The sequence below is a fragment of the Sulfurivirga sp. genome, assembly GCF_015490265.1.
Lineage (GTDB): Bacteria > Pseudomonadota > Gammaproteobacteria > Thiomicrospirales > Thiomicrospiraceae > Sulfurivirga.
Genome location: NZ_WFYD01000123.1, coordinates 1 through 13,724, shown reverse-complemented (window position 1 = coordinate 13,724; position 13,724 = coordinate 1). Strand labels below are relative to the sequence as shown.

Annotated in this window: 15 protein-coding genes, 5 tRNA genes and 1 pseudogene; 14 read left to right on the top strand and 7 right to left on the bottom strand. The window is 64.0% G+C overall.

What is annotated here, in order from left to right:
• The 10 genes from F8K16_RS08075 to F8K16_RS08030 form a co-directional block, all read left to right on the top strand.
• Positions 1–705 (top strand): AAA family ATPase (locus F8K16_RS08075; RefSeq protein WP_294949176.1); only part of this gene is annotated, 705 nt, incomplete at its 5' end.
• Positions 706–790: 85 nt separating this feature from the next.
• Entirely contained in the window at positions 791–3,208 is a 2,418-nt protein-coding gene (lon, locus tag F8K16_RS08070; RefSeq protein WP_294949173.1) for an endopeptidase La, read from the top strand.
• 74 nt (positions 3,209–3,282) lie between these two features.
• Positions 3,283–3,358, top strand: a tRNA-Val gene (locus tag F8K16_RS08065).
• Positions 3,359–3,367: 9 nt separating this feature from the next.
• Positions 3,368–3,444, top strand: a tRNA-Asp gene (locus F8K16_RS08060).
• Between the two features lie 23 nt (positions 3,445–3,467).
• Positions 3,468–3,543: transfer RNA gene (locus F8K16_RS08055), tRNA-Val, on the top strand.
• Between the two features lie 9 nt (positions 3,544–3,552).
• Positions 3,553–3,629: transfer RNA gene (locus F8K16_RS08050), tRNA-Asp, on the top strand.
• A 13-nt stretch (positions 3,630–3,642) separates the two neighbouring features.
• Entirely contained in the window at positions 3,643–5,439 is a 1,797-nt protein-coding gene (gene uvrC / locus F8K16_RS08045) for an excinuclease ABC subunit UvrC (protein WP_294949170.1), read from the top strand.
• Between the two features lie 33 nt (positions 5,440–5,472).
• A complete protein-coding gene (pgsA, locus tag F8K16_RS08040; RefSeq protein WP_294949167.1) occupies positions 5,473–6,033 on the top strand; it encodes a CDP-diacylglycerol--glycerol-3-phosphate 3-phosphatidyltransferase in 561 nt (186 codons plus the stop codon).
• 29 nt (positions 6,034–6,062) lie between these two features.
• Positions 6,063–6,151, top strand: a tRNA-Leu gene (locus F8K16_RS08035).
• Between the two features lie 132 nt (positions 6,152–6,283).
• Entirely contained in the window at positions 6,284–6,814 is a 531-nt protein-coding gene (locus F8K16_RS08030) for a flavodoxin (protein WP_294949164.1), read from the top strand.
• 75 nt (positions 6,815–6,889) lie between these two features.
• On the opposite strand, the gene F8K16_RS08025 is transcribed toward F8K16_RS08030, so the two are convergent.
• The 5 genes from F8K16_RS08025 to dapD are packed head-to-tail and all read right to left on the bottom strand — an operon-like array spanning position 6,890 to position 9,929.
• Entirely contained in the window at positions 6,890–7,369 is a 480-nt protein-coding gene (locus F8K16_RS08025; RefSeq protein ID WP_294949161.1) for a Crp/Fnr family transcriptional regulator, read from the bottom strand.
• A 12-nt stretch (positions 7,370–7,381) separates the two neighbouring features.
• On the bottom strand, positions 7,382–7,621 hold the full coding sequence (locus F8K16_RS08020; protein WP_294949157.1) for a hypothetical protein: 240 nt from the start codon (positions 7,619–7,621) through the stop codon (positions 7,382–7,384).
• On the bottom strand, positions 7,611–8,765 hold the full coding sequence (dapE, locus tag F8K16_RS08015; protein ID WP_294949153.1) for a succinyl-diaminopimelate desuccinylase: 1,155 nt from the start codon (positions 8,763–8,765) through the stop codon (positions 7,611–7,613). Before dapE ends, F8K16_RS08020 begins: the two co-directional genes overlap by 11 nt.
• On the bottom strand, positions 8,762–9,109 hold the full coding sequence (locus F8K16_RS08010) for a Spx/MgsR family RNA polymerase-binding regulatory protein (RefSeq protein WP_294949150.1): 348 nt from the start codon (positions 9,107–9,109) through the stop codon (positions 8,762–8,764). Before F8K16_RS08010 ends, dapE begins: the two co-directional genes overlap by 4 nt.
• The gene (dapD, locus tag F8K16_RS08005; RefSeq protein WP_294949147.1) at positions 9,102–9,929 is read right to left on the bottom strand and encodes a 2,3,4,5-tetrahydropyridine-2,6-dicarboxylate N-succinyltransferase; all 828 of its coding nucleotides are present in this window, start codon (positions 9,927–9,929) and stop codon (positions 9,102–9,104) included. Before dapD ends, F8K16_RS08010 begins: the two co-directional genes overlap by 8 nt.
• 72 nt (positions 9,930–10,001) lie before the next feature.
• On the opposite strand from dapD, the gene F8K16_RS08000 reads away from it, so the two are divergent.
• Complete coding sequence (locus F8K16_RS08000) at positions 10,002–10,373, top strand: VOC family protein (RefSeq protein ID WP_294949144.1); 372 nt, start codon at positions 10,002–10,004, stop codon at positions 10,371–10,373.
• Between the two features lie 3 nt (positions 10,374–10,376).
• On the opposite strand, the gene F8K16_RS07995 is transcribed toward F8K16_RS08000, so the two are convergent.
• Together F8K16_RS07995 and F8K16_RS07990 are read right to left on the bottom strand one after the other, a co-directional pair.
• A complete protein-coding gene (locus tag F8K16_RS07995) occupies positions 10,377–11,153 on the bottom strand; it encodes an iron chelate uptake ABC transporter family permease subunit (protein WP_294949141.1) in 777 nt (258 codons plus the stop codon).
• Positions 11,146–11,886, bottom strand: coding sequence for an ATP-binding cassette domain-containing protein (locus F8K16_RS07990; protein WP_294949137.1), 741 nt, complete (start codon positions 11,884–11,886; stop codon positions 11,146–11,148). The genes F8K16_RS07995 and F8K16_RS07990 overlap by 8 nt, the downstream gene beginning before the upstream one ends.
• Between F8K16_RS07990 and F8K16_RS07985 the strand changes: the two genes are divergently transcribed.
• The 3 genes and pseudogenes from F8K16_RS07985 to F8K16_RS07975 all read left to right on the top strand — a co-directional run.
• On the top strand, positions 11,885–12,724 hold the full coding sequence (locus F8K16_RS07985) for a zinc ABC transporter substrate-binding protein (RefSeq protein WP_294949134.1): 840 nt from the start codon (positions 11,885–11,887) through the stop codon (positions 12,722–12,724). The two genes, F8K16_RS07990 and F8K16_RS07985, sit on opposite strands and share 2 nt — an antisense overlap.
• Positions 12,706–13,410, top strand: coding sequence for a hypothetical protein (locus tag F8K16_RS07980; RefSeq protein WP_294949131.1), 705 nt, complete (start codon positions 12,706–12,708; stop codon positions 13,408–13,410). The genes F8K16_RS07985 and F8K16_RS07980 overlap by 19 nt, the downstream gene beginning before the upstream one ends.
• Before the next feature lie 33 nt (positions 13,411–13,443).
• A pseudogene (locus F8K16_RS07975) lies at positions 13,444–13,724 on the top strand (Fe-S cluster assembly protein SufB); the annotation flags it as partial.

Below are 13,724 nucleotides of genomic sequence, written 5' to 3'. Positions count from 1 at the left end.
GTCTCCGGCGAGGGCGTGCAGCAGGCGCTGCTCAAGATCATCGAGGGCACCATCGCCAACGTGCCGCCGCAGGGTGGGCGCAAGCATCCCAATCAGGAGATGATCCAGGTGGACACCTCCAAGATCCTGTTCATCGTCGGCGGCGCCTTCGAGGGGCTGGACCGGATCATCGAGCAACGGGTGGCCACCAGCGGCGGCATCGGTTTTGCTGCTGAGGTCAAGGCGAAGGACGCCGAGCGCGACGTGAGCAGGCTGTTCGAGCAGGTGGAGCCGGAGGATCTGGTCAAGTTCGGCCTGATTCCGGAGTTCGTCGGCCGCGTGCCGGTGATCGCCACGCTGGAGGCGCTGGACGAGGACGCACTGGTGCGGATTCTCACCGAGCCGAAGAACGCGCTGGTCAAGCAGTATCAGAAGATGTTCGAACTGGAAGGGGTGCAGCTTCAGTTCACCGACGAGGCGCTGCGGGCCATCGCCCAGGAGTCCATCAAGCGCAAGACCGGCGCCCGCGGCCTGCGTGCCATTCTTGAACATCTGCTGCTCGACCTCATGTATGACCTGCCTTCCATGAAGGACGTGGAGAAGGTGGTCATCGACGAGGCGGTGGTGGCCGGGCAGAAGCAGCCCGTGCTGGTCTACCGTAGTGAGGAAGGCAGGAAGGGCGGCAAGCGCCGCACCGCCAAGGACGACGAGAAGGTCGCCCAGTAAACAGGTTGAACAGCCATCGCTCCGCGGGCGCCCGACAGAAGTTCGGCCGCCCGCGGATGCGTCTTTGAACACGGGGGAATGTGTCATGGGACAGCATCACGATATCGGTCAACTGGACATGAAGCTCAACGCGCTGGTGATGCCGCTGCGGGATGTGGTGGTGTTTCCGGGCACGGTGATGCCCCTGTTCGTCGGACGGGAAAAGTCCATCAACGCCATTCAGGAAGCGATGCAGGGGGATCGGCAGATTTTTCTGGTCTCCCAGAAGGTGGCCGATCTGGACGCCCCCACGCTGGATGAGGTCTATCGGGTCGGTACTTTGGCCACCATCCTGCAGACGCTCAAGCTGGCCGACGGCACCGTCAAGGTGCTCATCGAGGGCATGGAGCGTTTCGAGCTGCTCAGCCTGGAGGAGGATGAGCATGTCTTCCGGGGCGACATCCGCCGGCTTGAGACCCGCGTGGACAACCCGGTGGAGCTGGAGCAGCTGATTCGGCTGGCCAAGGAGCGCTTCGCCCATTACGCCAAGCTCAACAGCAAGCTCTCGTCAGACGTGAAGGCGTCGGTGGCGCGCACCGACGACCCGGACGCGCTGGTGGACCTGATCGCCGCCAATCTGGACCTGAGTCTGGAGGCCAAACAGTCGCTGCTGGAGCAGTCTTCGCTCAACGCGCGGCTGGAGAAGCTGGCGGCCATGATCGAGACGCAGATCGACCTGCTGGAGTCGGAAAAGCGCATCGCCGAGCGGGTCAAGCAGCAGATGGACCGCAACCAGCGCGAGTACTACCTCAACGAGAAGATCAAGGCCATCAACAAGGAGCTGGGGCGCAGCGACGGGGACGAGGACGAGCTGATCGACCTGGAGAAGAAGATCCGCGAGGCCGGCATGCCCGAGGAGGTTCAGGAGAAGGCCCTGTCCGAGCTGAAGAAGCTGCGCATGATGCCGCCCCAGTCCGCCGAGGCCAGCGTGGTGCGCAACTACATCGACTGGCTGCTGGATGTGCCGTGGAAGAAGCGCACCCGCATCAGCCGTGACCTCAACCGGGCCGCGCGCATTCTGGACGCCCAGCACTACGGGCTGGAGAAGGTGAAGGAGCGCATTCTCGAATATCTGGCGGTGCAGAAGCGGGTGCGCAAACTCAACGGCCCCATCCTCTGTCTGGTGGGCCCGCCCGGGGTGGGCAAGACCTCGCTGGCCCGCTCCATCGCAGAGGCCACCAACCGCAAGTTCGTGCGCATGGCGCTGGGCGGCGTGCGGGACGAGGCGGAAATCCGCGGCCACCGGCGCACCTATCTGGGCGCGCTGCCCGGGCGCATCATCCAGAAGATGGCCCGCGTGGGCGTGAAGAACCCCCTGTTCCTGCTGGACGAGGTGGACAAGATGAGCGCCGACTTCCGCGGCGATCCGTCCGCCGCGCTGCTGGAGGTGCTGGATCCGGAGCAGAACAAGGCGTTCAACGACAACTATCTGGAAGTGGACTACGACCTGTCTGAGGTGATGTTCGTGGCCACCTCCAACTCCATGGACATGCCGGAGCCGCTGCTGGACCGCATGGAGATCATCCAGCTGTCCGGCTACACGGAGATGGAGAAGAAGAACATCGCCCTGCGTCACCTGCTGCCCCGTCAGCTCAAGCAGCACGGTCTCAGGGCGGACGAGCTGCGGGTGACCGAAGAAGCGGTCGAGGCGGTCATCGAGCGTTACACCCGTGAAGCGGGCGTGCGCGAGCTGGAACGCCAGCTGGCCAAGATCTGCCGCAAGGCGGTCAAGGCGCTGGAGGAAGGCGAGCGTGAGGCCCCCATCGTGGTGACGCCGGACACTCTGGAGGACTTTCTCGGTGTGGCCCGCTACCGCCATGGCGAGAAGTCGGCGGAAAATCGCATCGGCCTGGTCAACGGGCTGGCGTGGACGCGCGTCGGTGGCGACCTGCTGCATATCGAGGCCACCTGCATGCCCGGCAAGGGGCGCATGAAGCGCACCGGCCAGCTGGGTGAGGTGATGAAGGAGTCGGTGGACATCGCCATGAGCGTCATCCGCGCCCGCAGCCGCGAACTGGGACTGCAGCCGGACTTCTTCGACAAGGTAGATCTGCACCTGCACTTTCCCGAAGGCGCCATCAAGAAGGATGGCCCCAGCGCGGGCATCGCCGTGTGCACCGCCATCGCTTCGGTCATGACCGGCATCCCGGTGCGCAATGACGTGGCCATGACCGGCGAGATCACCCTGCGGGGCGAGGTGCTGCCCATCGGCGGCCTGAAGGAGAAACTGCTGGCCGCGCTGCGGGCGGACATCCGCAAGGTACTCATCCCCCATGAGAACGTGCGCGATCTGGCGGACATTCCGGACGAGATCAAGTCGCAGCTGGACATCGAGCCGGTGCGCTGGATCGAAGAGGTGTTCCGGCACGCATTGACCCGCCAGCCCACGCCGCTGCCGGAAACCGACGCCGATCTGTGCGTCGCGGGCACGGCGGGCGAGGGCGAGAGCGCCAGCGCCCACTAGCCGTTGCGCTGTGAGGCGCATTTTTTGTTGACAGGCGCCGGCGCCGCCTTATAATACGCGCTCATTGAGAGCACGGGTGCTTAGCTCAGCTGGGAGAGCATCGCCCTTACAAGGCGAGGGTCGCAGGTTCGATCCCTGCAGCACCCACCACTACAATGCGGAGCGGTAGTTCAGCTGGTTAGAATACCGGCCTGTCACGCCGGGGGTCGCGGGTTCGAGTCCCGTCCGCTCCGCCATCCTCTCAATCAGTTTCCAATACGGGTGCTTAGCTCAGCTGGGAGAGCATCGCCCTTACAAGGCGAGGGTCGCAGGTTCGATCCCTGCAGCACCCACCACTACAACGCGGAGCGGTAGTTCAGCTGGTTAGAATACCGGCCTGTCACGCCGGGGGTCGCGGGTTCGAGTCCCGTCCGCTCCGCCATCCCTTTCCCGTCATGTCACGCGACTTCGACCTGAAAGCCTTTCTCAAGCAGTTGCCGCAGCGGCCTGGCGTCTATCAGATGCTCGACGCGCAGGACAGGATTATCTACGTCGGCAAGGCCAAGAATCTCAAGCGCCGGGTCAGCTCCTACTTCAGCAAGCGTCATGACAGCATCAAGACCGCGCGCCTTGTGGCGCAGATCGCCCGCATCGAGGTGATCCTGACCGACACGGAAGCCGAGGCGCTGCTGCTGGAGAACACGCTCATCAAGCGGCACAACCCGCGCTACAACGTGCTGTTCCGGGACGACAAGTCCTACCCCTATATCCGCATCAACGCCAGCCACGACTATCCCGGCATCTATTTCCACCGCGGCGCACGGCGCAAGGGCAATGAGTATTACGGCCCCTTTCCCAACGCGGCCGCCGTGTATGAGACCATCCAGACGCTGCAGAAAATCTTCCGCGTGCGCCCGTGCAAGGATTCGGTCTTCGCCAACCGCAGCCGCGCCTGTCTGCAGTATCAGATCAACCGCTGTTCCGCCCCCTGCGTCGGGATGATCTCCAAGGAGGACTATGCACGGGATCTGGACCGGGTGCGCCGGTTTCTCGCCGGCGAGAGCCATGCGCTGATCGAAGAGCTGGGCCGGCAGATGGAGCAGGCGGCCGAGGCGCTGGAGTTCGAGCGGGCGGCCCAGCTGCGTGACCAGATCGCCGCGCTGCGCAGTGTGCAGCATCAGCATGCCATCAGCCATGGCGGGGATCAGCGGGATGTGATCGCCGTGGCCGAGAGCGGCGGGCTGTGGTGTGTGGCGCTGATGCGCTACCAGCAGGACGCGCTGTGGGACAGCCGCACTTTCTTTCCGAAAGGAGAGGCCGCTCATGCCGATGAGGTGCTGGAGCAGTTCGTGGTGCAGTTCTATGAGGGGCGCTATCCACGCACACTGCTGGTGGATGTTGAAGGAGACGGCGTCCTTGCCGAGCTGCGCGATGCCGGCGTCCCGCTGCGGCGTCCCCGTGGCGCCACGGAACGGGCGCTGCTGGAACTGGCGCGGACCAACGCGCAGGCGGCGCTCAAGCAGCAGATGATCCAGCGCAGCACTCAGCAGGACAAGCTGGCGCGGTTGCAGGCGCTGCTGCGTCTGCCGTCGCTGCCACAGGTGATGGAGTGCTTCGACATCAGCCATACCCAGGGCGGGGAGACGGTGGCCAGCTGCGTGCGTTTCGTGGACGGTGTACCGGACAAGCGTCATTATCGGCGCTACAACATCCGCGAGGCTGCACCGGGGGACGACTATGCCGCCATTCATGAGGCGGTGTTCCGTCACTACCGCCGGCTTGTGCGTCAGCCGGACAGTCTGCCGGATCTGGTGCTGATCGACGGTGGGCGTGGTCAGCTGGCCCGGGCGCAGCAGGCACTGGATGAGGTGGGGCTCTCCCTGCCGCTGGTGAGCGTGGCCAAAGGGGAGGGGCGCAAGGCGGGGCTGGAGAAGCTCCATCTTCCGGGTGAGGTCGAGCCCATCGACCTGCCGCCGGACGATCCGGCGCTGCATGTGGTCAACTTCATCCGTGACGAGGCGCACCGTTTCGCCATCGCCGGCCATCGTGCGCGGCGCGCGAAGCGGGTCCTGTCCTCCGGGCTGGAGCAGATCGAGGGGGTGGGTCCCAAGACCCGACGCAAGCTGCTGACCCACTTCGGCGGCCTGAAGGGAGTGGAGGCGGCTTCCGTGCAGGAGCTGATGAAGGTGCCGGGGATCAGCCGCAGGTTGGCCGAGCGCATCTACCGGCATTTTCACGGAGAAATTGAGTAAGATTTCATCGGTGTTTCCGTTTCAGAGGTGCTCATGTATTCCCTGCCGATGCTGCTGACCTGGATGCGGGTGGCGCTCATCCCGCTGTTTGTCGTGCTCTACTATCTGCCCATCGAGGATGCGCGCTTCTGGAGCGGGGTGGCCTTCATGACGGCGGCCATCACCGACGGGCTGGACGGATGGCTGGCGCGCCGCTTCGGCCAGACCAGCAAGCTGGGCGCCTTTGTGGACCCCATCGCCGACAAGCTGGCGGTGGGCGCGGCGCTGGTGATGGTGGCGGCGGAGTATCAGAACCTGTGGGTGACGCTTTCGGCCATCGTCATCATCACCCGCGAGCTGGCCGTCTCCGGCCTCAGGGAGTGGATGGCGGAGCATCAGCTGCGTGACGTGGTGGCGGTCTCGAAACTGGGCAAGTGGAAAACGGCCATCCAGCTGACCGCGCTGGTATGGCTCATCTATGGCGGCACGTTGTGGGGCGTCAACTGGGGGGCGTTGGGCTTCCCGGCGCTCTATCTGGCCGCGGTGCTGACGCTGATCACCTGGGTGGAGTATTTCCGCGCCGCCTGGCCGGCCCTGCGTGAGACGCTCAGATAGGCTCGATCGGCTATAATGGCCACCGCCTTGCCCGGGTGGCGAAACTGGTAGACGCAAGGGACTTAAAATCCCTCGGACCCTGTGGTCCGTGCGGGTTCGATTCCCGCCCCGGGCACCAGCCTTGATGCTCCCCCAAATAACCCTTTTCCTGCCTCATTGAAAATTTTTGGGCTGCCGGCCTGCCGCAATCCTCATAAAAAGTGCTATCATTCGTCATTATTTCCTTTAATTGCTGATACGGAGTGACACTATGGGCAAGGTCGGACTGTTCTACGGCACGGATACCGGCAACACCGAGCGTGTGGCCGAAATGATCAAGGAAAAGCTGGAAGAGAAGATCGGCGAAGGGCAGGTGGACGTCTATGACGTGGCCAGCGCCAGCCCGGAAGATTTCGAGCCCTATCAGTACATCATTCTCGGTCAGCCCACTTGGTACTATGGCGAGCTGCAGAGCAGCTGGGACGAGTTCTGGGACGACTTCAAGAAGATCGACTTCACCGGCAAGAAGGTGGCCTGCTTCGGTCTGGGCGACCAGGCGGACTATTCCGAATACTTCCTCGACGCCATGGGCATGATGCACGATGTGGCGGTGGAAAATGGCGCCGAGCCTGTGGGTTACTGGCCGACCGACGGTTACGAATTCGATGCTTCCAAGGCGGCCACCGAGGATGGGCAGTTCTTCGTGGGGCTGGCCATCGATGAGGATCAGCAGCCGGAGCTGACCGAAGAGCGCGTCAGCCAGTGGGTGGATCAGATCGTGGAGGAAATGGGTCTGGCCTGACCCCAATCCGCTTTCCCGCCAAAGAAAAAGCCGCGGCAGTGACCGCGGCTTTTTCATATGGGGCGGGTGGCGTGCTCAGCCCATGTACTGGTTCTGAATGAAGCGCGACATTTCGATGAAGCGGGCATTCATCTCCTTCTGCAGCCGGTGACCGTTGCGGATGATGGCGCGCATGATGTGGTAACAGGTCATGGGAGAACGCTCCACCAGCTCCTCGAAGTCATCCCGGTTGATGACCAGTACTTCGGTGGGCTTGATCGCCCTGGCGCTCAGGGTGTGGGGGTTGCCGTCCACGAAGCTCATCTCACCCACCATGGCACCTTCCTTCAGGGTGGCGATCTCTTCCCAGCGGTCGCCCTTCTGATGCCCGACGCTGATCTTGCCGCTGGCGATCACATACAGGTTGTTGTCCTGGGTGTCGGCCTCGTACAGCAGCTCGTCAGTCGCCAGCCGGCGGTGGCGGGTGATGCTGGCCAGCAGCTGCGCTTCCTGCTCGGACAGGTCCTGTCCCAGCACGGAGTTTCTGATCAGTTCGGCATCGGCTTGCATGCCCATTTTGCTTCTCCTTCAGCGGTAGGTTTCAACGGGAAAAAAGGTATCCAGCCACCAGCCCATGGCGATGATGAACAGGAAGGCCAGGATGGAGACCACGATGATCGCCAGGGCGATCTTGTTGTCGAAGAATTTCTCCTTCCACTCCCTGTGCAGGATGATCGGCTTCATGAACCACAGGAAGAAGAGGAATGAGGCGACAGCCAGCAGGGTAATGCCCCAGTCGAGCCAGCGGGGCAGCTCCTCATTCAACATGGTGCTCCTCCACGGCGTGATGGAAATGAATCAGCAGGCGGTGGTAGATGTCGGTCAGAGTGTGGAGGTCGTCCACGTCCACATGCTCGTCCACCTTGTGAATGGTGGCGTTGAGCGGCCCCAGTTCGATCACTTGCGCGCCAGTCTGGGCGATGAAGCGTCCGTCCGAGGTGCCGCCACCGGTGGAGAAGGCGGGCGCGTGGCCGGTGACTTCCTCGATGGCCCGTACCGTCAGCCGGGTCAGCAGGCTGTCACGTTCGGTGAGGAAGGGCAGGCCGGAAAGCGACCAGTCCAGATCGTATTTCAGGCCGTGGCGGTCCAGAATGGCGTGCACCTTCTCCTGCAGTCCTTCGGGCGTCTGTTCGGTGGAGAAGCGGAAGTTGAATTCCACCGTCAGATGGCCGGGTATGACATTGGTCGCCCCTGTGCCGGCGCTGATGTTGGAGATCTGGAAGGAGGTGGGCGGGAAGTCGTCGTTGCCTTTGTCCCAGACGGTTTCGGTCAGCTCCAGCAACGCCGGCGCGAAGGTGTGCACGGGGTTTTCCGCCAGATGAGGGTAGGCGATGTGACCCTGCACGCCGTGTACGGTCAGGTGACCGGAGAGGCTGCCGCGGCGGCCGTTCTTGATCTCGTCGCCGACCCGTGAGACGCTGGAGGGTTCGCCCACCAGACAGAATTCGAACCGTTCGCCCCGCTCGGCCAGTCTGTCCAGCACGGCGGCGGTGCCATGCACGGCCGGGCCTTCCTCATCAGAGGTGATCAGATAACCCAGACTGAGCGGCGTGTCCGGAAATTCCGTAAGGAAGCGGGCGGTGGCGGCCACAAAGCAGGCGATGCTGCCCTTCATGTCCGCCGCGCCGCGCCCGTAGAGCCGCCCATCTTCGATGACCGCGTCAAAGGGCGGGTGGCACCAGTCTTCCAGCGGACCGGTGGGCACCACATCGGTGTGTCCCGCGAACACCAGCATGGGGCCGGCGCGGCGGCGGGTGGCCCACAGGTTGGTCACTTCCTCGATGGGCATGCGCTCGCAGCTGAAGTCCAGCTCTTCCAGATGGCTGGCCAGCAGTTCCTGACAGCCCCGGTCTTCCGGGGTGATGGAGGGGATGCGGATCAGGTGCTGCGCAAGTTTGACCGGGTCGATCATGACAGTTCGGCCTCCCACCGGGCGGCATCGAAGCCCACCCACACACGATCGCCGCAGGCCAGCACGGGGCGTTTGATCAGCGTGGGGTGCTGTGCCAGCCGGGTCAGGTCGCCATCGAGGATGGCTGCACGATCCGTTTCATTCAGCTGGCGCCAGGTGGTGCTACGCCGGTTGACCAGTTCGGCCAGGTCAACATGATCCAGCCAGCGGTGCAGCAGCGCCTCGTCCACGCCGTCCTGACGCAGGTCATGGAAGCGGAAGGGCACGCCTTTCTGCTCCAGCCACCTGCGCGCGGCGCGCACCTTGTCGCAGTTGGGAATGCCGTAGAGGATGCAGTCAGACACCGCGCAGCAGCTCGTTGATGCCCACCTTGCTCAGGGTCTTGGCGTCTACCTTCTTGACGATGACGGCGCAGTAGAGGCTGTAGCTGCCGTCCTTGGAGGGCAGGGAGCCGGAGACCACCACGGAGCCGGCAGGCACACGGCCATAGTGGATCTCGCCGGTTTCGCGGTCGTAGATGCGGGTGGACTGGCCGATGTAGACGCCCATGGAGATGACGGAGCCTTCCTCGACGATGACGCCTTCCACAATCTCGGAACGGGCACCGATGAAGCAGTTGTCCTCAATGATGGTGGGCGCAGCCTGCAGCGGCTCCAGCACGCCGCCGATGCCCACACCGCCGGACAGGTGCACGTTCTTGCCGATCTGGGCGCAGGAGCCGACGGTGGCCCAGGTGTCCACCATGGTGCCTTCATCCACATAGGCGCCGATGTTGACGTAGGAGGGCATCAGCACCGCGCCCTTGGCGATGTAGCTGCCCTTGCGCGCCATGGCCGGCGGCACCACGCGGATGCCGGCGTTGCGGAAGTCTTCTTCCGTCCAGTCCGCAAACTTGGAAGGCACCTTGTCGAAATAGCGGGTGTCGGGTGATTCGATCACCTCGTTGTCCTTGAGGCGGAAAGAGAGCAGCACCGCCTTTTTCAGCCACTCGTTCACCTTCCACTGGCCGACGCCTTCGCGTTCGGCCACCCGCAGGGTGCCGTTGTCCAGCAGGTTGATGGCTTCATCCACCGCCTCGCGCACTTCGGCGGGCGCATTGGCGGGAGTGTATTCGGCGCGGTTCTCGAACGCCTGTTCGATGACGGACTGAAGATCCTGATACATGCGGTGTTCCTTCTGAAAATTGGCAAAATCGCTTTATTATAGCGCTGTCCAACCGCAGTCGAGGAGAGGGTGATGATCGGACTTGACCATGTGAGCGTCATCGTGCGTGACGCCGAACGGGCGCGGGAATTCTATCAGCAGATTCTGGGTGTGGGGCTGCAGGAACGGCCCGAGCTGGGCTTTCCCGGTTACTGGCTGGCTCTGGCCGGTGGACAGAGCATTCACCTGATGGCGCTGGACGACCCTTGTGCCGGTCATGCGCGCCCGGAGCACGGTGGTCGCGACTATCACTTCGCCCTGAGAGTGGCGGATCTTGCGCCCTTCATCGAGCGGCTGGAGGCGGCGGGCGTGCCCTACACCCGCAGCCGCTCCGGCCGGCCTGCCATTTTTTTCCGTGATCCGGACGGCAACGCCGTCGAGCTGCTGGAGCGGCCTTCCGCCTGAGGATCAGCGCCTGAACGGCAGCGCCAGCAGGAAGAAGCCTGTGGCCGTCACCACGATGGCCGGCCCGGCGGGCCAGTCCAGTTGCCAGGAGAGCGCCAGCCCGCCCACCACGCTGGCGGTGGCGATGGCCATGCTACCGGCGAGCATCTGCTCCGGCGTGCGGCTGAAGTGGCGCGCCGCCGCCGGTGGCAGGATGAGCAGGGAGGTGATCAGCAGCACACCCACCAGCTTGATGGACAGGGCGATCACCAGCGCCAGCAGCAGAATGAGCATCAGCCGCACCCGTCGTGTGGGCACGCCCTCGGCAAAGGCCAGTTCCTCGTTGAGGGTGAGGTTGAGCAGCGCCCGCCAGTTGCGTGCCACGAACAGGCCGGTCAAGGCCAGCAGGCCCAGCGCCGTCCACAGGTCCGCGCGGGTGACGGCGAGGATGTCGCCAAACAGGAAGCTGTCGAGCGAAAAGGTGACAGGCGCATGGCTCAGCAGCACCAGCGCCACCGCAAGCGTGGTGTGCGCCAGAATGCCCAGCAGGGTGTCTGCCGCCAGCCGGGTGTGTCCCAGCAGCCAGTGCACGCCCCAGCCGGTGGCCAGCGCCACGAGAATCACCATCCACTGCCAGTCCAGTTGCAGCAGCAGCCCCAGCGCCACGCCCAGCAGGGCAGTATGGGCCAGAGTGGCGCCGAAGTAGGCCTGCTTCTGCCACACCACGAACACCCCCAGCAGGCCACTGGTGAGCGCCAGCACCACGCCGGTGGCCGTCAGCGTCAGCAGCAGCTCAGTCATGATGACCTCCGTCGTGATCGCAGCGGGTCGGATCATGGTGGTGGCGGTAAATGGCAAAGGTGTCCTCGTCCAGCCCGAACAGCTCCCGGTAGGCGGGGTGGGCCTGCACGCTTTCCGGGGTGCCGCTGCAGCATACATGGCCGTTGAGGCAGAGCACCTGATCGGTCTGGGCCATGACCAGATGCAGGTCGTGGCTGACCATGAGAATGGCGCAGCCGATGCGCTCGCGCGCCTCGGCCAGCAGGCGGTAGAGGAAGGCCTGCCCCTGCACGTCCACGCCCTGCAGCGGCTCGTCCAGCACCAGCAGATCCGGCTGGCGCAGCAGGGCGCGGCACAGCAGGGTGCGCTGCAGCTGGCCGCCGGAGAGTCCCTGCAGTGGCCGGTCCAGCCACTGGCTGACCCCGGTCTGATCCAGCCAGAAGGGGTCCGGCGGCAGGTCGGGGCGCAGGCCCAGCTCGATGAAGCGCCGCGCCGTCATGGGCAGGCTGGCGTCTACCTCGAGCTTCTGGGGCATGTAGCCGATGACCATGTCCGGTTTGCGCCACAGGGTGCCTCCGGTGGGGCGCAGCAACCCCAGCGCCAGTTTGAGCAGGGTGGATTTGCCGGCGCCGTTGGGGCCGATGAGGGTTAGAATCTCCCCCTTGTGGAGTTTGAAACTGACATGGCGCAGCACGGTCTGCTCGCCCCAGGCGAAGGAGAGATCATGCGCCTCAAGAAGGAGTGATTCGGACATGGGCATTATTCTAAGAGCCGTGGGCCTTTGGTGGCTGCTTTTTGCCGTGGCGCACGCAGGACAGACATGGGTGGTGACCCTGCCGGGCACGGCGAAGGCGCTGGCCCCGGCACTGGGGCCGGATGACCGGCTGACGGTGCTGCTTCAGCCCGGTCAGAATCCGCACCACTGGGCGCTGAAGCCGTCGCAACTGCGCACGTTGAAGCAGGCGGATCACATCGTGCTGGTGGACCGGGATTTCGAGGCGCCAGTGCTCAAGCAGATCCAGCAGGGTGGCTGGTGGTACAAGACGGTGGTGTGGTCGGAATTGAGGGGCGTGGAGAAGCTGAAGGCCGACGCCGGTCACGGTGATGGAGGCATCAATCCCCACCTGTGGCTCGGGCCGCGCAATGCGCTGGCGCTGCTGCGCCAGCTGGGCAGGAAGGGGCTGTTGCCCGTGCCGCAGACCCGCCGCGCGCTCAGCGCGTTGGGCAGAGCCTATCTGAACATGCAGATCGACATGGCCGACCTGCAGGGCAAGCCCTACATGAGCTGGCACGGCGCCTTCGCCTATTTCGAGAAGGACCTCGACCTCAAGCCCGTGGCCGTGATCGAGCCGGGCGAGGGGGAGCGCCTGAGTCTCCGCCGCATGAACGAGGTGCGCCAACTCATCCGGGAGAAGAACGTGCGCTGCATCATCTACCCGGCGCATCAGTCTCCGGCGGTGCTGAAGAATCTTGTCCGCGGACTGAATGTGCGCCTGCAGCCGCTGGATGCATTGGGCTGGCAGCAGAAGGACTACCTCTCGTGGATGAAGCAGCTGGCTGACGGTTACAAGGCATGTCTGAACCCATCCTGATCGCCGGACTGCCCGGCTGCGGCAAGAGCCGCTGGATCGCCGCGCGCGAGGCGGAAGGCGCGCCCTTTCGCTGGATCGAGTGGCAGCCGGGTCAGTCGCTGGATACGGGCTGCCCCGTCTGGACGCTGGTGGACCTGCGCGGTGAGCCGACGGATACCGTTATGGAGGCATTGCAGCCGCTTCTGGCCGCAAGTTGCGCCACAATCGGCGTTTTTGCCGAGGAGACCGATGTTTTTCGGCAAAGCCGCTGGCGCGAGAAAATCCGAGCCTGTAAAAATGGGGGAGACCCCGTTCATTTCAGCTATTACATGCAGGCGCCCTTTCTTGACGAGCTGCTGCGTTGCGAGCCGGAAGGCGCACCGGTGCTGAGCTGGCCGACCCTCCACCCTTTCAGGGTGCAGATGGAGCAGGTGGTGCTGGAGCATCTGCTGTTCGTGCTGCAGGGGCTGGAGGCCAGCACCGCCATGCGCTTCTGGCGCGTGCGCGGGGTGCTGGATACCCTGGAATATGCCAACCCGGTGGCGGTGGAAGGCTCACTGGCCGGGCTGTGGACCCATGCGGGTGAGCGGGTGGACGGCCAGCTGCATCTGCTGGTGGAAAACCCGGATCTCTCCGCACTGGAAGAGGGGCTGCGGGCGGCACTGGCACCGGGGCGGGACATGGACATTTCGCTAATTCCTGATTAGAATACTCGGGAATTAGCCAAGAGGATCGGGTCCATGGCCGAAAGCCAGTATCAGGAGATCGACACGCTGCTGAGCAAGAGCAGCTTCTACAAGGAAGGTTTCTACACCAGAACGGTGGTGGACAAGCTGGAGAAGGGCATCAACGAGGATGTCATCCGCGCCATCTCCGCCAAGAAGAACGAGCCGGAATGGATGCTGGAGTGGCGTCTGAAGGCCTACCGCCACTGGCTGACCATGAAGGAGCCCCACTGGGCCAAGGCGGAATACGAACCGCTGGACTATCAGGATTACAGCTACTACGCCGCGCCCCAGTG